Source organism: Janthinobacterium amylolyticum, from assembly GCF_051380655.1.
GTDB lineage: Bacteria > Pseudomonadota > Gammaproteobacteria > Burkholderiales > Burkholderiaceae_D > Janthinobacterium.
Window position 1 is genome coordinate 98,824 of record NZ_JBNYXL010000003.1, and the last position, 20,799, is coordinate 119,622.

15 protein-coding genes and 1 tRNA gene are annotated in these 20,799 nt (G+C 65.0%); all 16 read right to left on the minus strand.

The features are described from left to right. Nucleotides 1–5 precede the first annotated feature (5 nt). A complete protein-coding gene (locus ACQ4WR_RS06975; protein WP_102295795.1) occupies nt 6–1,388 on the minus strand; it encodes an undecaprenyl-phosphate glucose phosphotransferase in 1,383 nt (460 codons plus the stop codon). 8 nt (nt 1,389–1,396) lie between these two features. Continuing rightward, the gene (epsL, locus tag ACQ4WR_RS06980; RefSeq protein WP_102295796.1) at nt 1,397–2,659 is read right to left on the minus strand and encodes an XrtB/PEP-CTERM-associated polysaccharide biosynthesis outer membrane protein EpsL; all 1,263 of its coding nucleotides are present in this window, start codon (nt 2,657–2,659) and stop codon (nt 1,397–1,399) included. 40 nt (nt 2,660–2,699) lie between these two features. Next, nucleotides 2,700–3,362 carry a CAAX prenyl protease-related protein gene (locus ACQ4WR_RS06985; RefSeq protein ID WP_102295798.1) on the minus strand — a complete coding sequence of 221 codons (663 nt, stop codon included), beginning with the start codon at nt 3,360–3,362 and terminating at the stop codon, nt 2,700–2,702. A gap of 176 nt (nt 3,363–3,538) precedes the next feature. Next, entirely contained in the window at nt 3,539–5,431 is a 1,893-nt protein-coding gene (locus ACQ4WR_RS06990; RefSeq protein ID WP_102295799.1) for an ATP-binding cassette domain-containing protein, read from the minus strand. A gap of 161 nt (nt 5,432–5,592) precedes the next feature. After that, a tRNA-Arg gene (locus tag ACQ4WR_RS06995) sits at nt 5,593–5,667 on the minus strand. 77 nt (nt 5,668–5,744) lie between these two features. Beyond that, entirely contained in the window at nt 5,745–6,473 is a 729-nt protein-coding gene (locus ACQ4WR_RS07000; protein ID WP_436486239.1) for a PEP_CTERM-anchored TLD domain-containing protein, read from the minus strand. A 123-nt stretch (nt 6,474–6,596) separates the two neighbouring features. Beyond that, a complete protein-coding gene (locus tag ACQ4WR_RS07005) occupies nt 6,597–6,989 on the minus strand; it encodes a RidA family protein (protein WP_436486782.1) in 393 nt (130 codons plus the stop codon). Nucleotides 6,990–7,015: 26 nt separating this feature from the next. Continuing rightward, nucleotides 7,016–8,167, minus strand: a complete 1,152-nt coding sequence (locus tag ACQ4WR_RS07010; protein ID WP_436486241.1) for an acyl-CoA dehydrogenase family protein — start codon at nt 8,165–8,167, stop codon at nt 7,016–7,018. A 1-nt stretch (nt 8,168) separates the two neighbouring features. Beyond that, entirely contained in the window at nt 8,169–9,023 is an 855-nt protein-coding gene (locus ACQ4WR_RS07015; RefSeq protein ID WP_436486243.1) for an enoyl-CoA hydratase family protein, read from the minus strand. Between the two features lie 10 nt (nt 9,024–9,033). After that, nucleotides 9,034–9,555: a MarR family winged helix-turn-helix transcriptional regulator gene (locus tag ACQ4WR_RS07020; protein ID WP_436486245.1), complete on the minus strand. Its 522-nt coding sequence runs from the start codon at nt 9,553–9,555 to the stop codon at nt 9,034–9,036. A gap of 29 nt (nt 9,556–9,584) precedes the next feature. Then, a complete protein-coding gene (locus ACQ4WR_RS07025) occupies nt 9,585–10,373 on the minus strand; it encodes an SDR family NAD(P)-dependent oxidoreductase (RefSeq protein ID WP_436486247.1) in 789 nt (262 codons plus the stop codon). A gap of 1 nt (nt 10,374) precedes the next feature. After that, a complete protein-coding gene (locus tag ACQ4WR_RS07030) occupies nt 10,375–12,750 on the minus strand; it encodes a bifunctional salicylyl-CoA 5-hydroxylase/oxidoreductase (RefSeq protein ID WP_436486248.1) in 2,376 nt (791 codons plus the stop codon). Then, nucleotides 12,747–14,366, minus strand: coding sequence for an AMP-binding protein (locus ACQ4WR_RS07035; RefSeq protein ID WP_436486250.1), 1,620 nt, complete (start codon nt 14,364–14,366; stop codon nt 12,747–12,749). The genes ACQ4WR_RS07030 and ACQ4WR_RS07035 overlap by 4 nt, the downstream gene beginning before the upstream one ends. Before the next feature lie 98 nt (nt 14,367–14,464). Next, on the minus strand, nt 14,465–15,178 hold the full coding sequence (locus tag ACQ4WR_RS07040; protein WP_102295810.1) for a response regulator: 714 nt from the start codon (nt 15,176–15,178) through the stop codon (nt 14,465–14,467). An 85-nt stretch (nt 15,179–15,263) separates the two neighbouring features. Then, entirely contained in the window at nt 15,264–19,481 is a 4,218-nt protein-coding gene (locus ACQ4WR_RS07045; protein ID WP_436486252.1) for a hybrid sensor histidine kinase/response regulator, read from the minus strand. 84 nt (nt 19,482–19,565) lie between these two features. Continuing rightward, a complete protein-coding gene (locus ACQ4WR_RS07050) occupies nt 19,566–20,735 on the minus strand; it encodes a patatin-like phospholipase family protein (RefSeq protein WP_092798452.1) in 1,170 nt (389 codons plus the stop codon). Nucleotides 20,736–20,799: the final 64 nt, after the last annotated feature.

Here is a 20,799-nt window from a genome sequence, read left to right on the forward strand (position 1 = left end):
GGCGCCTAGTGTGCATTGTCGCGTTTCAGCACGACCTTGACTGTACGCAAGATGATCCACAAATCCAGCCAGAGCGACCAGTTGCGCAGGTAATCGAGGTCGAAATGGATGCGCGCCTCCATCTTGTCGAGGGTTTCCGTTTCGCCGCGCAAGCCATTCACCTGCGCCCATCCCGTGATGCCCGGCTTGACCTTGTGGCGCAGCATGTAACCCTTGATCAGCTTGCGGTACTGCTCATTGTGCGCCACGGCATGCGGGCGTGGTCCGACAATGCTCATGCGCCCTTGCAGCACGTTGATAAACTGCGGCAATTCATCGAGCGAACTGCGGCGCAGGAAGCCGCCGATGCGCGTGACGCGCTGGTCGTTCTTGGTGGCCTGCGTCACCACGGCGCCATCCTCGCTGACAGTCATCGAGCGGAATTTATAGACGATGATTTCCTCGCCATACAAGCCGTAGCGGCGCTGGCGGAAAATCACCGGCCCCTTGGAGGTGGCCTTGACGGCGATGGCGATGACCAGCATCACGGGCAGCAGCATGATCTGGATCAGCAAGCCCAGCACGATATCGCTGCCCCGCTTGACCATGCTGTTAAAGCCCGTAAATGGCGACTCGCGGATGGCGATCACGGGCATGCCGCCCACGCTGTCGAAGCGCGCCTGCATCAGGTCAAAGATGTAAATATCTGGCAAGAAATACACGGAAGCCGTCGTATCCTGCAATTCGTCGAGCATCTTGCGGATGCGCGGCTGCGCGGAAATGGGCTGGCTGATGAATATCATCTTGATATTGTGGGTGCGCACATAGGCGGCAATATCGGCCATGCGTCCCAGCATGGGTTCGCGCATTTTTTCCGGCCAGCGGTCATCGGTGCGGTCATCGAAGAAGCCGCACACCTGCATGAACAGGTTGGGATTGCGCTCCACCGTGGCGGCGAACTTCAGGCTGGCGTCATTGGCGCCGATGATCACCACCGAACGCACCTCGCTGCCGCGCCCAGGATCGGCGATCAGGCGGCGTGCCGCCAGGTGGCTGGCCAGCAGCACGAACGGCGTCAGCAGGAACCAGCCCAGCACCAGGTCGCGGTCAAAATGAAAAGCCAGGCCCGTCGCCGAGCCCAGGAAGACCAGGATCAGCACCGTCACCGTCCAGCCAACGAGCACGTCGCGCGCATACGCGAGCATGCGCCCGCTGCGCCAGGTACGGTAGGGGTCGACATACTGGAACACGGACGACGAGATGAAGAACGCCAGTATCATCAGCACCAGCGAATAGCCGGTAAAGGGCGTGCCGCCCAGCACCGACAGCAGGTACAGCGTGCCCATGATGATGAGCGGATCGAGGACACGCTGGAAAAAGGAAATCAGGGGAATATCATTAACCGTCATGGGACTCTTCAGAACTGCGCACTGGCATTGAATGAAACACCTTTGGCCCGGTAGCTGCCTGTATTGATAATGGGCGCACCCGTACGCGAATCGCGGAAGGCGCTCAGGCCCAGCTGGATGTTCGGCCGGATATTATAGGTGAGGCCCAGCGAGGCGGTGCGCGTCGTGTCGCTGACGTCGCCCGGCAGGTTGAGCCCGCTCACTTCCGAGAAGTCGCGCTTTTCGCGGCGCAGCAGCGCATCGACGCGGATTTTCGCGGTGGCATCCCAGGTGGCGCCCAGACTGGCGCCATTGTTCAGGCTGCTGGTAATCAGCGAACTTTCCACGGCGGCAAATTCATGCCAGACGCTGCCCGTGAAACGCACCTTGCCCAGCGGCGCCCAGTACACCGTCAAACGGCCATTCGCGCCGCTCGAATCGCGGCCCGCGAACAGCTGGTTCTTGCGCTTGACCCAGCCGCCCAGCAGCTGCACCTGGGTGATGCCGCTGAAGCGCCAGTAGATATTCGCCTTCACCTCGTCCTGCTCATAGCCCGTGTCCAGCCCCAGGCCGGCGATATTGTTGCGGTAGGGATAGCTGCCTTTCAGGTGGCGCAGCTGCAGGCCGATGCGGCTGTCCGTCGATGGCAGATAGTCGAGTCCCAGCTCGGTGGCATTTTCCGTGCGGTCGGCGTAGCGCAGGGCCACGGAATCATAGGTATAGCGCTCGCGCGTGAAACCGCCGCGCACGCGCCAGCTGGGGTGGAAGCGCCAGCCGCCATTCGCATACTCGCGGTGCAGCACGCGCAGATTGCGGTCGGTGCTGCGCACGTCGCTGAACGGCGTCAGGGTTTGCGAATAGCTGGCGCCCACGTGGCCTTCCAGGTGGTTGGCGATATGCCATTCCAGGTCGGCCAGGTAATCCTTGCCGCTGTAATCGAGTTCGTCGAAATGGTCGAAATACACGCGCGACCATTTCGCCTGCCCCGTCAGGATCTGCCGCCCGATGGGACGGTTGAACAGGAAACCGGCCTGCACCTGCCGCGACGTATCCGAGCGCTGGCCCTGGAAGCCGGGTGCGTTGTCATCGAGACGGAACAGGTTGTCGTCATACGAATACGAGGTGGCGATGAACGGTGAAATCGTGTCGTTGAAGGCGGCGAAGGCGGACTGGCTGGCCGCCGCCCCACCGAGCAACAGCAGCGCGGCGGGCAGGTGCCGCAGGCGCAGGCTGGCGCGGCGCGCGCGGGCGAGGGCTACGGCGGGGGTATTCTTACGCGAAAAATTCAACATGGGCATTGTCTTTGAGAGAGCAAACAGTTGATTGGCAATATTACCAGTAAGTCCAGTGTCCACCGGAAACAATCCAGATGCCCAGCACGCCATTCGTCACGCCATGCGCGAGGATGGGCGACCACAGGTTCTGGCTACGCATGTACAGCAGGCTATAGGCGGCCCCTGCAACGATGCCGGCGAGCCACAGATTGTGCTCAAAGCCAAACAGCACCACGCTGATGACCAGCGCCTTGGCACTGGCCAGGCGCGGCTGGAAGGCGAGGAAATTGGGCGCATCGATCCAGCGCAGCAGGAAGGAGCGCCAGAACAGCTCTTCCATCACGGGCACCACCAGCGCCGCGCCGGCGATGCGCAGCAGCACCAGGCTCCATTCGATCTGGCCATCATTGCGCGGGTCGAAGCCGTCGGCGCTGCCGATCGTCATCCAGCCGGCGCTGAGGTTGATCCACAGCAAAAAAACAACAATCCCCGTGATCAGCGCCACGGCCAGGGTGCGCGCACCCATCGGGGTCCAGCGCAATTCCGTATAACTGCGGCGCCAATACAACAGCATGGCCAGCACGACGCCGATCTTGACGGCGTACAGCCAGCGCAGTTCCTGCGCGGCAAAGCCGGCGCGGCCCAGCATGTCGGCAATAAAAATGAAGGAGAGGTAGGCCAGGAATGGCGCTACCCGGGGCAAGGCGGCGCGGTCAAACATCGTGCGGCGCGCCCGGGACAGGCCTACGCGCCGGACGCACAGGCCCGGATCGCGTGTTTTTCATAACAAACATGCATCCCCCGATGTAAAAAATATAATTATATAATTATATCAAGCCGGACCGTTGCCGTGGCAAGTAATCCTAACTTAATTACAACAGGAGAGGGGGAAAACTATCAAGCGTTCGCGCGCGCCTCGATCTGTTCCCACTTTTCCAGCGCTTCCAGCAGCTCGCCTTCGATCTCGGCCACGCGGGCGTTCAGGCGCTTGCCTTCGGCCGGCGTCTTCTTGTAGAAGTCCGGATGCGACAGTTCGGCCGCCAGCACCGACTGCTCGTCTTCCAGCTTGGCGATCAGTTTCGGCAACTCTTCCAGTTCGCGCTGTTCCTTGTAGCTGAGCTTTTTCTGCTTGGCAACAGGGGCGGCCGCTTCGACCTTGACGGCCGGCTTGCTGGCCGGCGCCGTGGCGATCGGCAAGGTGCGCACGCGCTCCCAGTCCGTGTAGCCGCCGACGAATTCGCGCCACTTGCCCTCGCCTTCGGCGACGATCACTTGCGTGACGACGTTGTCGAGGAAGGTACGGTCATGGCTGACGAGGAACACGGTGCCGGTGTACTCTTCCAGCAACTCTTCCAGCAGTTCCAGGGTATCGATATCCAAGTCATTGGTCGGCTCATCGAGCACCAGCACGTTGGCCGGCTTGGCGAACAGGCGCGCCAGCAGCAAACGGTTGCGCTCGCCACCGGACAGCGACTTGACGGGCGAACGCGCGCGTTCCGGCGCGAACAGGAAGTCGTTCAGGTAGGTCATCACGTGACGGCGCTGGCCGTTGATCTCGACCCAGTCGCTGCCCGGCGCGATGGTTTCCATCAGGTTCGCTTCTTCGTTCAGCTGCGTGCGCATCTGGTCGAAGTACGCCACCTGCAATTTCGTGCCCAGGCGGATGGTGCCCGTGTCCGACTGCTCTTCGCCGAGGATCATTTTCAGCAAGGTGGTCTTGCCGGCGCCGTTGGCGCCGATCAGGCCGACCTTGTCGCCGCGCAGGATGGTGGCGCTGAAGTCCTTGACGATGACTTTGTCGCCGTAGATCTTCGAGACGTTTTCCAGGTCCGCCACGATCTTGCCCGAGCGTTCGCCGGCCGACACATCGAGCTTGACCTGCCCCTGCTGCTCGCGGCGCGCATTGCGCGTCAGGCGCAGCGCTTCCAGGCGGCGCACGCGGCCTTCGTCGCGCACGCGGCGGGCCTTGACGCCCTTGCGTATCCACACTTCTTCCTGCGCCAGGAATTTGTCGAACTTGGCGTTTTCCACTTCCTCGATTTCCAGCTGTTCGGCCTTGCGCACCTGGTAGGCCGTGAAGTTGCCCGGATACGACAGCAGGCGGCCACGGTCCAGTTCGATGATGCGCGTGGCAACATTGTCGAGGAAGGAGCGGTCATGGGTAATGAACAGTACGCTACCCTTGAAGTCGCGCAACAAGCCTTCCAGCCACAGGATGGAGCTGAAGTCCAGATGGTTGGTCGGCTCATCGAGCAGCAGCACGTCAGGCGCCGAGACCAGCGCGCGCGCCAACGCCACGCGCTTTTGCATACCGCCGGACAGGGTTTTCATGGCCATGTCGCCCGTCAGGTTCAAGCGGTCGAGTACGGTTTCAACCTTGTTCGGCAAGCTCCACGCATCGGCCGCGTCCAGTTTGACCTGGATGTCGTGCATGCGTTCCATCAGTTCGTCGTCATTGCCCTGGCCAAACTGGCCCGTCAGCGCATCGTATTCCTTCAGCCACGCCTGCGATTCGCCCATGCCGGAGGCGACGGCATCGAACACGGACATTTCCGGGTCGAATTGCGGCTCCTGCTCCACGTAGGCGATCTTGATGCCTTGCTGCATGACCAGCAAGCCATCGTCGAGCTTGAACTTGCCCGAAATGACTTTCAGCAAGGAGGATTTACCCGTGCCGTTGCGGCCGATCAAGCCGACCCGCTCCGAGGTTTCCAGTGAAAATTCCGCGTGATCGAGCAGCGCGACGTGACCGAACGCAAGTTGCGCCGATGAAAGAGAAATGACAGCCATAATGAGTAAAGGTGTTCGGGCGCCGTTCCCTGCACACCGCGTGGTGCGCCAAACAGCTGCCGATTGGATGAATGAAGCACGCATTGTACCGACAACTCGGCACCACCAGTACATTGCGGCCAGCATGAACTCAGGCCACCGGCGCGCGTTGCGTGGGAATGTGGTGTCGCCAGCAGGAATCGAACCTGCATTTAAGTCTTAGGAGGACCTTGTACTATCCATTGTACGATGGCGACACGCGCAGCGGCATTATACAGACAAGCGCACGCCATTGACAGCGTGGCAAGCGAAGCGCGTGCCAGGCGGCAATGCGTCAGGCCAGCGCGCGCTTGCGGCGGCGGGCCACGCCCAGCACGCCCAATCCCGCCAGCAGCAGCGCATAGGTGGCCGGTTCGGGGATGGCGCTGATGCTGAATACCTGGATGGCGCCGTAGGTGATGTTGGCGCCTTGCCAGACAGAACCGTCCAGCAGGCTGTAGCCCGTCGCCGGCTGGCCGTAGCGGTTATAGGTATACAGGTAGGAAGAACCGCCGTTGGTCAGGTCCTCGGGGACGTAAAGGTCATGGCCGACGCCAAAGGTCGGGCCAGCATTGGCGCTGTTGAAGGTCTGGTCCTTGCCCACACCGTCGCCGCTGAAATACTGCTTCAATTGCGGCAGCATGAAGCCGCTGGTCAGATTGAACAGGAAGGCCGTGCGGTCGCTGTCCGCCATGGTCACGTGCATGCCATCGGTGGAACTCCAGCTTTGCGGATTGTAGCCGCCGACCAGCCAGGTCTGCCCCGCCGCATTGCTCGCTTCCATGACGGAAAATGTACGGCCCTTGCCGTCGGATGCCTTGTGAAAATCAAGCGACGTATCGCCTGCCGACTTGGTATAGATCGCATCGAGCTTCAAGCTCCCCTCGCCCAGCCAGGATTCCAGCTGTCCCTGGTAGGCAGGAGACAGCAGCGATGGCCCGGAGGCGGCCTGTGCACTCAAGCAGAAACCCGCGCCAGCCACCGCCAGCAGGAAGACACTTGCCGTTCTGAATTTGTTTTGCATCTGCTACCTCGACTGTCAGTATTTGGAACCGGTGTATTTTCCGGTTGCTAAATATAACATAACAGATAATGTTTTTACATTCCTTATTTTATCGCAAAAAGTGCAATATTGATAAAAAAGAATTCAATCCGGCAATACAGCAGTCACTTCGATCTCCACTCTTGCTCTGTCCTCGATCAGCCCGGCCACCTGCACCGCCGTCATGGACGGGTAGTGCTTGCCGATGATTTCCTTGTACGCCAGGCCGATTTGTGGATACGCCGCCACATACTCTTTCTTGTCCAGCACGTACCAGGTCATGCGCACGATGTGCTCGGGCAAGGCGCCCGCCTCGGCCAGCACGGCAACAATGTTCAGCAGCGCCTGGCGCACCTGCCCCGCGAAGTCGTCCGTATGAAACTCGCCCTGCGCATCCCAGCCGATCATGCCGCTGACATAGACCGTGCGCCCGCTGGCGGCCACACCGTTCGCATAGCCGCGCGGCCGCGCCCATCCCGCTGGTTGCAGCACTTGCATCGTGTTCTCCTCGTTGTTCATGCGGTTCATGCGTGGCCCGCCTCGCGCAGCACTTCGCGCGCGATGATCAGCTGCTGCACCTCGCTGGCGCCTTCATAGATGCGCAAGGCGCGGATTTCCCGGTACAGGCGTTCGACCGGGTGGTCGCTGACCACGCCCATGCCGCCGAACAGCTGCACGGCCGCGTCGATCACCTGCTGCGCCGTTTCCGTCGCCGTCAGCTTGGCCATGGCCGCTTCCTTCGTCACCTTGCGGCCCTGGTCGCGCTGCCAGGCGGCGCGGTAGGTGAGCAGCGCGCAGGCATCGATGCCGGTGGCCATCTGCGCCAGTTTGGCCTGCGTCAATTGAAAATCGGCCAGGGTCTGGCCAAACATCTGGCGCGCCGTGGCGTGGCGCAGCGCCTCGTCAAACGCGCGGCGCGCGAAGCCCAGGGCGGCGGCAGCCACCGAGGTGCGGAACACGTCCAGGGTCGCCATCGCCACCTTGAAGCCCTGCCCCGCCTCGCCCAGGCGCTGCGTGACGGGCACGCGGCAGTGATTGAAACGCAGGCGCGCCAGCGGATGCGGCGCGATGACGGCGATGCGCTCGGCGATCTCCAGGCCGGGATTGTCGGCGTCGACGATGAAGGCGCTGATGCCGCGCGCGCCCGGCGCCTCGCCCGTGCGCGCGAAGACCACGTAAAAGTCGGCGATGCCGCCGTTCGATATCCACGTCTTTTCGCCATCGAGCACATACGCGTCGCCGTCCAGGCGCGCCGCGCACTGCATGGCCGCCACGTCGGAGCCGGCCTGCGGCTCGGACAGGGCGAAGGCGGCGATGCGCCTGCCGCTGGCCACGTCCGGCAGGTAGCGCGCCTTGTTCTCCGCGCTGCCGAACAGGCCGATGGCGCCCGAGCCCAGGCCCTGCATGGCGAAGGCGAAATCGGCCAGGCCGTCGTGGCGCGCCAGGGTTTCGCGGATCAGGCAAATGGCGCGCGTGTCGATCCGGCCATCGGCGCTGGCGGCATGCGCCAGCCAGCCACCCTGCCCCAGCAGCGCCACCAGCGCGCGGCAAGCCGCATCGACATCGCTGCCGTGCGCGCCGTCCAGGTGCCGCGTCGCCCAGGCATCGAATGCGGACTCAAGCTGCGCGTGCCGCGCGTCGAAAAACGGCCAGTCCAGATAGCTGGTATCACGCATGCTAGTTGCCCTCGAACTGTGGTGTGTCTTTCGCCACAAAGGCGTGGTAGGCGCGATGAAAATCATTGGTGGCCATGCAGATGGCCTGCGCCTGGGCTTCCGCCTCGATGGCTTCGTCGACGCCCATGTTCCACTCCTGCTGCAGCATTTTCTTGGTCATGCCGTGCGCGAACGTGGGGCCGCAGGCCAGGCCGGCGGCGAAGGTTGCCGCCGCTTCGGCCAGTTCTTCCGGCTCGACCAGGCGATTCAGAAAGCCCCAGCGTTCGGCTTCCGGTCCGCCCAGCGAACGGCCCGTGTACAGCAGTTCGGCGGCGCGGCCCTGGCCGATCACGCGCGGCAGCAGGGCGCAGGCGCCCATGTCGCAGCCGGCCAGGCCCACGCGGGTAAACAAAAAGGCCGTCTTGCTGCGCGGCGTGCCGATGCGGATGTCGGAGGCCAGCGCCAGCATGGCGCCGGCCCCCGCGCAAATGCCGTCGATGGCGGCGATGATCGGCTGCGGGCAGGCGCGCATGGCTTTCACCACGTCGCCCGTCATGCGCGTAAAGGCCAGCAGTCCGGGCATGTCGAGCTGCGTCAGCGGTCCGATGATCTCGTGCACGTCGCCGCCCGAGCAGAAATTGCCGCCGCTGCCGGTGATGACGAGCGCCTTGACATCGTCCGCATGCGCCAGCGCGCGGAACAGGTCGCGCAATTCCGCATACGAATCAAAGGTCAGCGGATTCTTGCGCTCGGGCCGGTGCAAGGTCAATGTGGCGACGCCTGCGTCGACGGAAAACTGGAAATGCCGCGCCGCGTAATGACCCAAGCTGGCGCGGTTGCCAGGCAGGTCTTGCGGCTGGCCGGGGAGATGGCGCATGGTGCTTCCTTTATTTATCGATGGTGTCACGATCGTGTTCATTCAAGTGCTGTTTCATCTGCGACAGCAGCTCGATCAATTGCGTCTTGTCGTCCGGCGTCACGCCTTGCAGCAGTTCCGCGATCCAGCCTTCGTGCACCTTGGCCATCTCGTCGAACGCGCGCCGCCCGGCCGCGGTCAGCTTGACGCTGTACGAGCGGCGGTCCTTCGGGTCGACCACGCGCACCACCAGCTTTTCCTGCTCCAGCTGGTCGGTGATGCCCGTGATATTGCCGCCCGTGACCATCATGCGGCGGGACAGTTCGCCCATGCGCAAGCCGTCGGGAAAGCGCTCGAGCTGCGCCATCAGATCGAAGCGCGGCAAGGTGATGCCAAAGCTGGCGCGCAGGCGCGTGCGCACCTCGTTTTCAATTTTGACGGTGCACGAAAGCATGCGCAGCCACAGCTTGAGCGACTGGTGATGGTCTTGCGTGAGCCGGCTGGCCAGGTCCAGCACCGGTTCTTCCTGCGCATTCGCGCTGTCTTTATCCATGATTTTCCGTCGTTACCTGATTCAGTTAGCTACATGACTTCGCCGCCGGCGACGGCGATCGATTGTCCATTCATGGCGGCCGACGCGGGCAGGCAGAGCCACGCCACCGCATCGGCCACTTCCTGCGGCTGCACCAGCCGCTGCTGCGGATTGGCGGCGGCCAGTTCCGCGCGCGCCGCGTCTTCGCCGCGCCCCGTCTTGCGCACGATATTCTGCACGGCCTGCGCCACCATTTCCGTTTCCGTATAGCCGGGGCAGACGGCGTTGACGGTGACGCCGCGCGGCGCCACTTCCAGCGCCAATGCGCGCGTCAGGCCGATCACGCCATGCTTGGCGGCGACATACGCGCTGACATAGCGGTAGCCTTTCAAGCCGGCCGTCGAGGCCACGTTGACGATGCGCCCCCAGCCTGCTTCCAGCATGCCCGGCATGGCCGCCTGGCAGCAGTGGAACACCCCCGTCAGGTTCACGCCCAGCATCTGCTGCCAGATGGCCGCATCCGTCTTGCCGAACGGCGCCGCATGCGCCTGTCCCGCGTTATTGACGAGAATATCGATGCGGCCGAAATGCGCGGCGGCCTGCGCGAAACCGGCCTGCACGGACGCTTCCACGGCCACGTCGAGCACGCAGATGGCGACCCTGCCCGCGTGGCCCGCCTCTTCCAGGGCGATACACGTGCGCGCCAGGCGCGCAGCATCGCGCCCGGCCAGGGTGACCCGGGCGCCAGCGCCCAGCAAGGTGCGCGCGCAGGCCAGGCCGATGCCGCTGCCGGCGCCCGTCACCAGCGCATGCCTGTCGATTAATTCTTGCGTCTTCATCTCATCCTTCCAGCAGCCGCGCGGCCACCTGTTGCGGGGTCAGTCCCGTGCTGGCGGCGGCCAGCTGGCGTTCACGCTGCAGATTGCGCTCGAGCTGCTGCTGGCCAGGCCGGTACTGCTTCGGCCAGGCCGCGCCAGCGCCGGCATAGCCGATGCGCGCCGCTTCCGTCAGGGTCCAGGCCGGGTTGGCCAGGTGCGGCCGGCCCACGGCGCACAGGTCGGCGCGCCCGGCGGCGATGATGCTGTTGGCGTGGTCGGCCTCGAAAATGGAACCGACAGCCATGCTGGCGATGCCCGCCTCGTTGCGCACGCGGTCGGCGAACGGCGCCTGGAACATGCGTCCGTACACGGGTTGTTCCAGCTTGCTGACCTGGCCCGAGGAGCAGTCGATCAGGTCCGCGCCGGCCTGCTTGAACAGGCGCGCGATGACGACGGCGTCGTCGGGCGTGATGCCGCCGTCGACCCAGTCATGCGCCGAGATGCGCACGCTCATGGGTTTATCCTGCGGCCAGGCCGCGCGCATGGCGCGCAACACGCGCAGCGGATAACGGCAGCGGTTTTCCAGGCTGCCGCCGAATTCGTCGGTGCGGCGGTTGGTCAGCGGCGAGATAAAACTCGACAGCAGATAGCCGTGTGCGCAATGCAGTTCCAGCCAGTCGAAACCGGCGACGGCGGCGGCCAGGGTGGCGCGCACGAAGTCCTGCTCGATGCGCGCCAGGTCGCTGTCGGTCGCCGCGCGCGCGGTTTGCGACACGCCCGGCAAATACTGCTGCTCCGAGGCCGAGACCAGCGGCCAGTTGCCTTCCTTCAAAGGCAGGTCGATGCCGTCCCACATCGGGCGCGTCGAGCCTTTCGCCCCCGCGTGGCCCAGCTGCAGGGCGATCTTCGCGTCGCTGTTGGCATGCACGAAATCGACGATGCGTCGCCATGCCTGCGTGTGCGCCTCGCTGTACATGCCGGGGCAGGCGGGCGTGATGCGCGCCTCGGCCGACACGCACGTCATTTCGGCAAACACCAGGCCCGCGCCGCCCATGGCGCGGGCGCCCAGGTGCATCAAATGGTAGTCGCCGGCCACGCCATCGACGGCGCTGTACTGCGCCATCGGCGAGACGGCGATGCGGTTCTTCAGCAGCACGCCGCGTAATTTGAACGGCGTGAACATGGGCGGCAAGGGACCGTCCGGCACTGCCACGCCAGCCTGTTCGGCGGCGCGCCGCGCCAGCCAGTTCTCATAGTCGGCCACATAGGCAGGGTCGCGCAGGCGCAGGTTTTCATGCGAGATGCGCTGGCTGCGCGTGAGCATGGAATAGGCAAACTGCGGCGCTTCCATGGCGCTGTAGCGCTCGACGTTTTCAAACCATTCCATGGAATTGCGCGCCGCGCTCTGGATTTTCAGCACCTCGACGGCGCGCGCCTGCTGGTAGGCGGCCAGCGCCGCACCAACCGCCGCATGCTGGCCGAAACAGCGCGCCAGTTCGATCGCGTCTTCCAGCGCCAGCTTGGTGCCCGAGCCGATCGAGTAGTGCGCCGTGTGCGCCGCGTCGCCCATCAGCACGACAGGCACGCCGTCGTGCACATGCACCCACTGGCGGCAGACGATGCGCGGAAAGGTGATCCACTGGGCCGAGCCGCGCAAGTGCGGCGAATTGCTCAGCAAACCCTGGCCCTCGAGTTCCTCGGCGAACAGCGCCTCGCAAAAGGCGATGCCCTCTTCCTGGCTCATGGCGTCCAGCCCCGCCGCGCGCCACACGTGTTCGGGCGTTTCGACGATGAAGGTCGAAGTGTCGCCGTCATACTGGTAGATATGCGCCTGGAACCAGCCGAATGGCGTCTGGCGGAAGGCAAACGTAAACGCCTCGAATTTCTTGCGCGTGCCCAGCCAGACGAAGCGGCAATGGCGCTGCTCGACCTCGGGCTGGTAGCTGGCCGCATAGCGCGTGCGGATACGGCTGTTCAAGCCATCGCTGGCGATCACCAGGTCGGCGCCGTACTGGCGCGCGATGGCCTGGTCGTCCTGCACTTCCGTCTCGAAGACGAGTTCCACGCCAAGTTCCTCGCAGCGCGCCTGCAGGATGTTGAGCAGGCGCTTGCGGCCGATGCCGCAAAAACCATGGCCGCCAGAGCGCACGGTCTGGCCCTTGAAGCGGATCTCGATATCGTCCCAGTGGTTGAACGCCTGCAGGATGGCGCGCGCCGTCGGCTCGTCGGCATTCGCCAGGTTGCCCAGGGTCTGGTCGGAAAACACCACGCCCCAGCCAAATGTGTCGTAGGGGCGGTTGCGTTCGATGACGGTGATGCGGTGATCCGGGTGCTGCTTTTTCATGAGCAGGCTGAAATACAGGCCGGCGGGACCGCCGCCGATGCAGACTATATTCATGGGGTGTCCGTGCGAAGTTTGAAACGCTGCAGCTTGCCCGTCTCCGTGCGCGGCAGGGCCGGCAGGAAGCGGATGGCGCGCGGATATTTGTAGGGTGCGATCTGCTGGCGCACGAAGTCCTGCAGTTCGGCCGCCAGCGCGTCGCTGGCCGTCTGGCCATCCTTGAGCACCACGTGCGCCTCGACGATCTGGCCGCGCTCCGCATCGGCGCGCCCGACCACGCCGCATTCGGCCACGGCCGGATGGCGCAGCAGCGCCTCTTCCACTTCCGGGCCGGCGATGTTGTAGCCGGCCGAGACGATCATGTCGTCGCTGCGCGAGCGGTAATAGAAATAGCCGTCGGCATCCATCTCGAAGGTGTCGCCCGTCAGATTCCAGCCATTGACGACGTAATCGCCCTGGCGCGGGTCGGCCAGGTAGCGGCAGCCGGTGGGGCCTTTCACGGCCAGGCGGCCCGTCACGCCGGGCCGCTGCGGTTCGCCCGCGTCATCGACGATGCAGGCCTGGTAGCCGGGTATGGCCTTGCCGATGGCGCCGCGGCGGATGCCCTCGCCCGTGGCGGCAATGAAAATGTGCAGCATTTCGGTAGCGCCGATGCCGTCTGTCATGGCCAGGCCGGTGGCCGCCTGCCAGGCGTCGCGCGTGGCCAGCGGCAGCGCTTCGCCGGCCGACACGGACAGGCGCAGGCTGCGCAAATCGTGCTGCGCGGCCAGCGGCGCCATCTGGCGGTAAAAGGTCGGCGCCGTGAAGCAGATGCTGGCGGCGTAGGTATCGATGGCGCGCAGCAGGCTTTCCGGCGTGAGCTTTTCCAGCAGCACGGCGGACGCGCCGAAGCGCAAGGGGAACAGCAGCAAGCCGCCCAGGCCGAAGGTAAACGCCAGCGGCGGCGTGCCGATGAAGATATCGTTGGGGCGCACCTGCAGCATGGAACGGGGAAAACAGTCGCAGATGGCCAGCAGGTCGCGGTGCATGTGCATGGTGCCTTTGGGAACGCCCGTCGTGCCCGACGTAAAACTGATCAGGCAGACGTCGTCGGCCGCCGTGTCGTGCGCCGTGAATGGCGCGGCATGGGCCGCCATGCGCCGCTCCAGTTCCGCGCCGTCGCCGCCAAAACACAGCATGGGCGGCAGGCCAGGCACGGCATCGAGTTCGCCGCGCAAGCCCTGCGCGCACAGCACGGCGTTCACTTCGGCCTTGGCCAGGATGGTGGACAGTTCGCGCGCGCGCAGCAGCGGCATGGTGGGCACGGCGATGCAGCCGGCCTTCAGCACGGCCAGCAGGCAGGCGGCCATCATCGGCGTGTTCGCGCCGCGCAGCAGCACGCGATTGCCGGGGATCAGGCCCAGGTCGGCCCGCAGCACATGGGCGATGCGGTCCACCTGCTGCTGCAGCCGGGCGTAGCTCCAGCGCTGGCCGTCCGCGTGGATGGCGATGCGCGCGCCGCCATCGCCGGCGACGGCCGCATCGAGCAGCGCGGCGACGCAGTTCAGGCGCGGCGGATAGCGCAGCTGCGGCAAGTCAAAACACAGCTCTGGCCACAGCGCGCGTGGCGGCAGGTGGGCGCGCGCAAAGTCGTCCTGGGGCGTGGCGGTGGTAGGCGAAGGGTCGCTGCTCATGCTCATCCTGGCTGGTGGCGGGCGCATGGCAATGCCCCCGGAAGCAGATACTTTAAACCTAAAGTATTTTTCCGGCAAGCAGAAAACGCGGGGATGCGCTAGCCGGCGGCGCCATCCTGCTGGCGCAGCAAGTGCGCCTGCTGCGCGGCGCTGCGCGCCAGCAGCGCCAGGACCAGCGGCAGCTGCGCGCCATCGAGCACCGCCGCCTGCAGCAGGGCCGCCATCGCTTCGGCCGCCCCATGCAAGCCCAGGGTGCGGCAGCCCAGGTGCAGGCGTTCGAGCTGCTGGCGCGCCTGTACCGGTTCGCCGCTTGCCAGCAAGGCCTCCACCTGCGCGCCGGCGGCGCCGATCTGGCCCTGGAAGCCGGTCAGGTAGGCCAGCAGGCGTTCATGGTCGATGGCCAGGCGCTGCACCGTCGCCAGCGGCGCCTCGGCTGGCAGGACATCCGTATCGAAACAGGCATCGATATGCTGGCGCACCTGCTCCGGCTGGAAAGGCTTGACGATGTAGCCGGCGGCGCCCGCCTGCACGGCGTCGCGCACGGTGTCCTGGTCGTTGGCCGACGACACCAGCACCAGCGGCATGGCATCGAGCGCGCTGTCGGAGCGGATTTTTTGCAGCAGTTCCATGCCCGACAGGCGCGGCATGCGCAAGTCGCAGAAGCACAGCGCCGGACGCAGCCCGCCTTCGAGCTGTTCCCAGGCAGCCGCGCCATCCTCGGCTTCCACGATATCGTGTACGCCGCAGCTGTCGATCAGGTGCATCAATACCATGCGCGAAACGACATCATCGTCAACCACCAGTACTTTCATTCCAGTCTCCATTGCCGGCACTATCGGGTGCCTGCACGTATTCTACCCAGTTTCGCCGCGTTGCCCCCTGGCGAAATTGCATATTTTACATTTCCGTGCCCGAAACGGCGATTTGCGCCAGCAAGGCGCACAGGCGCGGCAAGTGCAGGGCCACCTGTGTCCAGCGCCCGCCATCCGCCGCCTCCTCCATTTCCGTGCACAGCAGGTGCAGTTCCGTCTCGTCCAGATAGGCGGCGCTGCCCTTCAGGCCATGCAGCAAACGCCCGGCGCCGTCCTGGTCCTGCGCCGCCAGCGCGGCATCGAGTTCCTGCAGCCGGCCTTCCAGGTCGGCCACGAAGGCGGCGCGGATACGCCGCTGCAGATCGCCGCCACGCCCGGCGTGGGCTGCCGCCGGCGTCGGCTCGGCTGGCGCGATACCGAACAGGGCATCGAGTTCGGCCTGGCCGCGCGAGACCTTGCGCGGCACGCTGGACGGCATGCGCGGCAGCATGAAGCCGCGCTGCAGCTGGCGCTCGATGGCGCGCGCCAGCAAGCCATGCAGCGCCGCCTCGTCCACCGGCTTGCTGAGGAAATCATCCATGCCCACGCCCAGGTAGCGGCTGCGATCTTCTTCGCTGGCATTCGCCGTCAGGGCCACGATCATCAGTTCCTGGTCGCGCACGGGCTGATCCGGCCAGCCGCCCACGCGGATCAATCGCGTCGCCGTGGCGCCGTCCATCTCCGGCATGCGTCCATCCATCAGGATCAGGTCATAACGCGTGTGCACGCAGGCCGCCACGGCCAGCATGCCATTGGCCACCACGTCGACCCGGTGGCCCAGGTCCTCCAGCATGACGCGGATGATGATCTGGTTGGTCGGGAAGTCTTCCGCGCACAGCACGCGCAGCTGGTGGCTGTGCGGCGCCAGCGCCACCTGCGGCACCAGCGGCGGCGCCACGCCGTCGGCCAGCGGCAGGGTAAAGGTGAAGATGCTGCCCTGCCCCGGCGTGCTGGCCACCTCGATCTCGCCATGCATCAGCTCGACCAGCTGGCGGCAGATGGCCAGGCCCAGGCCCGTGCCGCCGTAGCGCCGCGTGGTGCTGGCGTCGGCCTGCTCGAATTTCTGGAACAGGCGCGCCATCGCATCGGCGTCGATGCCGATGCCGCTGTCGCTGACGGTAAAGCGGATCAGGTTGACCTGGCGCCCGCCGCCGGCGGCAAGGCCGGCCCGTTCCACGCTGACGCTGACGCTGCCGCGCTGGGTGAACTTGAAGGCATTGCCGACCAGGTTGACCAGCACCTGGCGCAGGCGCGTCGGGTCGCCCACGACGAAAGGCGGCAAGTCGGGCGCGAAGTCGATGGCAAAGTCGATGCTGCGCGCGGCCGCCTGCTCCTCGAACAGGCTGACCACGTTTTCCATCGTCACGCCGAGCGCGAAGTCGATGTTTTCAATACTCAGCTTGCCCGCCTCGATCTTGGAAAAATCCAGCAAGTCGTTGATGATCACCAGCAGCGACTGGGCATTGGCCTGGCCGCGCAGGATCTGCTCGCGCGTGGCGTCGTGCAGCTGTTCGTCGCGCAGGGCAAAGCCCAGCATGCCGATCACGCCGGCCAGCGGCGTGCGCATTTCGTGGCTCATGTTGGCGAGGAATTCCGATTTCTGCCGCGTCGCATCCTCGGCCTTGCGCTTGGCCTGGCGCAGGCTTTCCTCGTTTTTCTTCAGGCTGCTGTTGGCGCGCGCCAGTTCATCGGACTGCGCCAGCACCTCGATTTCCTTGATCTGCAGCTGGGCGTTCTTTTGCGACACCTCGGCCGTGCGTTCGCTGACCTGCTTTTCCAGCTTGGCCTGCTGCTGCCGCACGATGCGCATGCGCTGGCGGTAGATGCCATAGCCGGCGCCCAGCAGCAGCGCCGCCATCAGGGTGCGGAACCACCAGGTTTTCCAGAACGGCGGCAGGATGGTGATGGCCAGCGTGGTGCCGCTTTCATTCCACACGCCGTCCTTGTTGGCCGCCTTCACGCGGAACACATAGTTGCCGGGATCGAGATTGGTATAGGTGGCAAAGCGCCGCCCCGCATCCGTCATGACCCAGTCCTGGTCGAAGCCTTCGAGCCGGTAGGCGAAGACGTTGCGCTGCGGCGCGGCGAAGTGCAGCGCCGCGAATTCCAGCGAAAACACGCTTTCGCGGCTGGTCAGGGTCAGGTTGCGCGTGTGGTCGATGGCCGTCTTGAGCACTTGCGCGAACTCGCCGCGGCCGATGGCCACCGGCTTGTTGAAGATCTGCAGTTCCGTCACGGCCACCAGCGGCGGCACGCGGTTGTCGTGGATATCCTGCGGCACGAACGCCGTCATGCCGTTGAAGCCGCCGAAATACATGGTGCCGTCGGCCGCGCGCAGGGCCGCGCCATCGAAGTAGGAGCCTTCCACCGTGCCGTCGGCGCTGTCGTAGTTGCGGAACAAGCCGCTGCGCATGTCCAGGCGCGTGATGCCGCTGTTGGTGCTCAGCCACAGCTGTTCGTTGTCGTCGCCCAGGATGCTGGCAACGGCGTCGTCGGCCATGCCGTCCTTGCGCAGGTAGCGGCGGAAGCGGATCTCGCCCTTCGCATCGACATCCATGCGGTTCAAGCCATTCGCCGTGCCCACCCACAGCACGCCGCGCTGGTCTTCATGCAGGAAATGCACCTCGTCGTGGCTGAGGCTATGGGGGTTTTGCGGATCGTGGCGGTAATGGCGGAACTGGCCGCTGGCGCGGTCGAGCAAATCCAGCCCATGGAAGGAACCGATCCACAGCTGGCCCTTGCGGTCTTCCAGCACGGGCCGCACCATGTTGTCGGACAGGCTGTTCGGGTCGGCCGGGTCGTGGCGGAACGTGGTGAAGCGCTTGCTCACGGGGTCGTAGCGGTGCACGCCGCCGCGCGTCGAGACCCACAGCATGCCGCTGCGGTCGCTCACGATGTTGCGGATGGTGTCGCTGTTCGGATCGCCGGCGGCGAAATGCATGGTAAAGAAGCGCCCCAGCGCCGGATCGAAGCGGTGCAGTCCCGTGGAGCCGCCCACCCACAGCACGCCGTCCGGCGCCTTGTACAGGGTGGTGACCTGCTCGTCGCGCGACATGCCGGGCGCGCTGCGCAAATCGAACAGCCGCGAGCTGCCGTCGCGCGTGTCATACAGTTTCAGGCCGCCCTTGGTGGCCAGCCACAGCTTGCCGTTGCCCGCGTCGGCCACGGCGCGCACTTTCTTGTCGGCCAGCGCGCCTACGTCGCCGGGCGCGCGCACCATGCGCGAAAAGCCGCCGCTGCCCAGGTCGACCCGGCTCACGCCGTTGTACCAGGAGCCGACCCAGAAGGTGCCGGCGCGGTCGCGGTACAGCGACGACAGCTGGTTGTCGGCGACGCTGTACTTGTCGCCCGTCTGGTGGCGGTACTGGCGGAAGGTGTCCGTCTCGGGCACCCAGCGGAACAGGCCGTCCGCATTGCTGCCCAGCCAGACCGTGGCGTCGACATCCTGGTACAGGCTGGCCACGCGGATGGCGGCAAAGCCCTGCTGCTCGCTGAGGCGCAGGCGCGACTGCGGCGGCTTGCCGGCCTCGCCCAGGCGCCAGCGCTCGGCGCCGGCCATGGTGCCGATCCACAGGTTTTGCTGGCGGTCGACCAGCAGCGACTGGATGACGTTGTACTTCGAGCCGGGCACCGCGTCGACGGCGTAGTGCTCGAAACGCTCGCTGCCAGGCGCCAGCATGTCCAGCCCCGTCACGGTGCCGATCCACAGGCGTTTTTGCGCGTCCAGCGCCAGCGCCTTGATCTCGTTGTCGCCCAGGCTGTGCGGATTGCCCTCTTCATGGTGCCAGGTGCGGAAGAGGCCCGTGGCGGGATCGAAATGCTGCAAGCCGTCCGAGGTGGCGATCCAGAAACCGCGCGCGCCATCGTCAAGGATGGCATGGATATGCCGGTTGCCATTGCCGCGCTTGCTCTTTTCGGCTGGCGCATAGTGAATGAAAGTCTGGGTGGCGGCGTCGAAACGGTCGAGGCCATTGTCGGTGCCGATCCACAGCCGGCCCTGGCTATCGACGTGCAGTTCGCCGACCCAGTTGTCGGCCAGGCTGGTCTTGTCGCCTTCGATATTCTTGTAGACGACCATGCGGTAGCCGTCGTAGCGGCTCAGGCCGGACTGGCTGCCGAACCACATATAGCCTTGCCGGTCCTGGGCGATGGCCAGCACGGATTCCTGCGCCAGTCCGTGCTCGACGCTGAGCTGGTCGAAACGCAGGGTGGGCGCAGGCGCCGCCCATGCCCAGCCACTGAATAGCAGACTGAATAACAACACCACATCGCAAGCACGTCGGAATACCAGCACAATCGTCCTGTCAAAAAAACGCGAAATTTCCCGGCAAAGCGTCCGGGGGCCGTCTCAAGAACCAAAAAACGCCAGTACATCGTCCTTGCGGGCCTGCGTATCGCGCTGTCCAAGACGGATCAGCTCGTTAGTATACGTCGATTCAAACAATAAATACGATGCCAGCGCCGCGCCGCGCGCTTCGGCCGCGCCGATACCCGACAACATGGTGCGGATGGGACGGGGCAAACTGCCGATATGCCGGCTGGCGATGGCGTCGAGCCGCTCGGACGGCGCGATGACCAGCAGCTCCACCGGACGCAGGGCCGTCTTGCCCAGCAATTCGGGCGGCAGCATCGACAGGGTCAGGTTAATGCGGTTCAGGCGTTCGATATCGACGGCCAGTCCGTCGAGGAAGATCGACGACAGCGCATGGCCGGCGATCTGCGCCAGGCTCGGGTAGCGCGCCGATTCGGCCGCGCCCGGCGCCGGTTCCGTCATGCGGCCGGCGCCCACCACCAGCACCTTGTTCGCGCCCAGGTGGATGGCCGGTGAAATCGGCGCCAGCTGGCGCATCGAGCCGTCGCCGCAGTATTCGCGCTGGCCGCCCACGTACAGGGGCACGGCTGGGAAAATGAAGGGAATGGCCGCCGATGCCAGCAAGTGCTCGACGCCGATCTGGTCCGGCAAGGCCAGGCGCTGCGTACGCACCCACGGCGCGATGTCCTCGGCCGTCTGGTAAAACGTCATGTGACGGCTGCCCGAATACGAGGATGCCGTGACAGCCAGCGCATGCAGCAGGCCGTCGGCCAGCGCCGCGTCCAGGCGCGGCAGGTCGAGCATGCGGTGCAGCAGGCTGACCAGCGGGGTATTGTCGAGCAGGGAGTTGGGCGGCGACGCGTGCCACTGGCGCAGCAGCCAGCCGAACGACAGCAAGGACAGCCAGCGCGCGCCCGAGCGCAGCACGCCCAGCGAATCGGCGCGGTAGACTTGCTCGACTTCGATGTGCTGCCATACGTCGAGCAGTTTTTGCACGCCTTCGCCGAAGTTGTCGGCACGGCAGGCCAGCGCCGTGGCGTTGATGGCGCCGGCCGAGGTACCGCAGATGATGTCGAAGGGATTGCGCGCCGGCGCCCAGCCCGCTTCCCACAGAATCGCCGAAATCGCCTGCAGCACGCCCACCTGGTAGGCGGCCCGGGCGCCCCCTCCCGTGAGTATCAAGCCTGTTTTATTTTGCATTCCCATGCCGGCAGATTAGCAGGGTCAAGTAACCCTTGGGAAATTTTTACTAATTTATAGCAAACAGAAG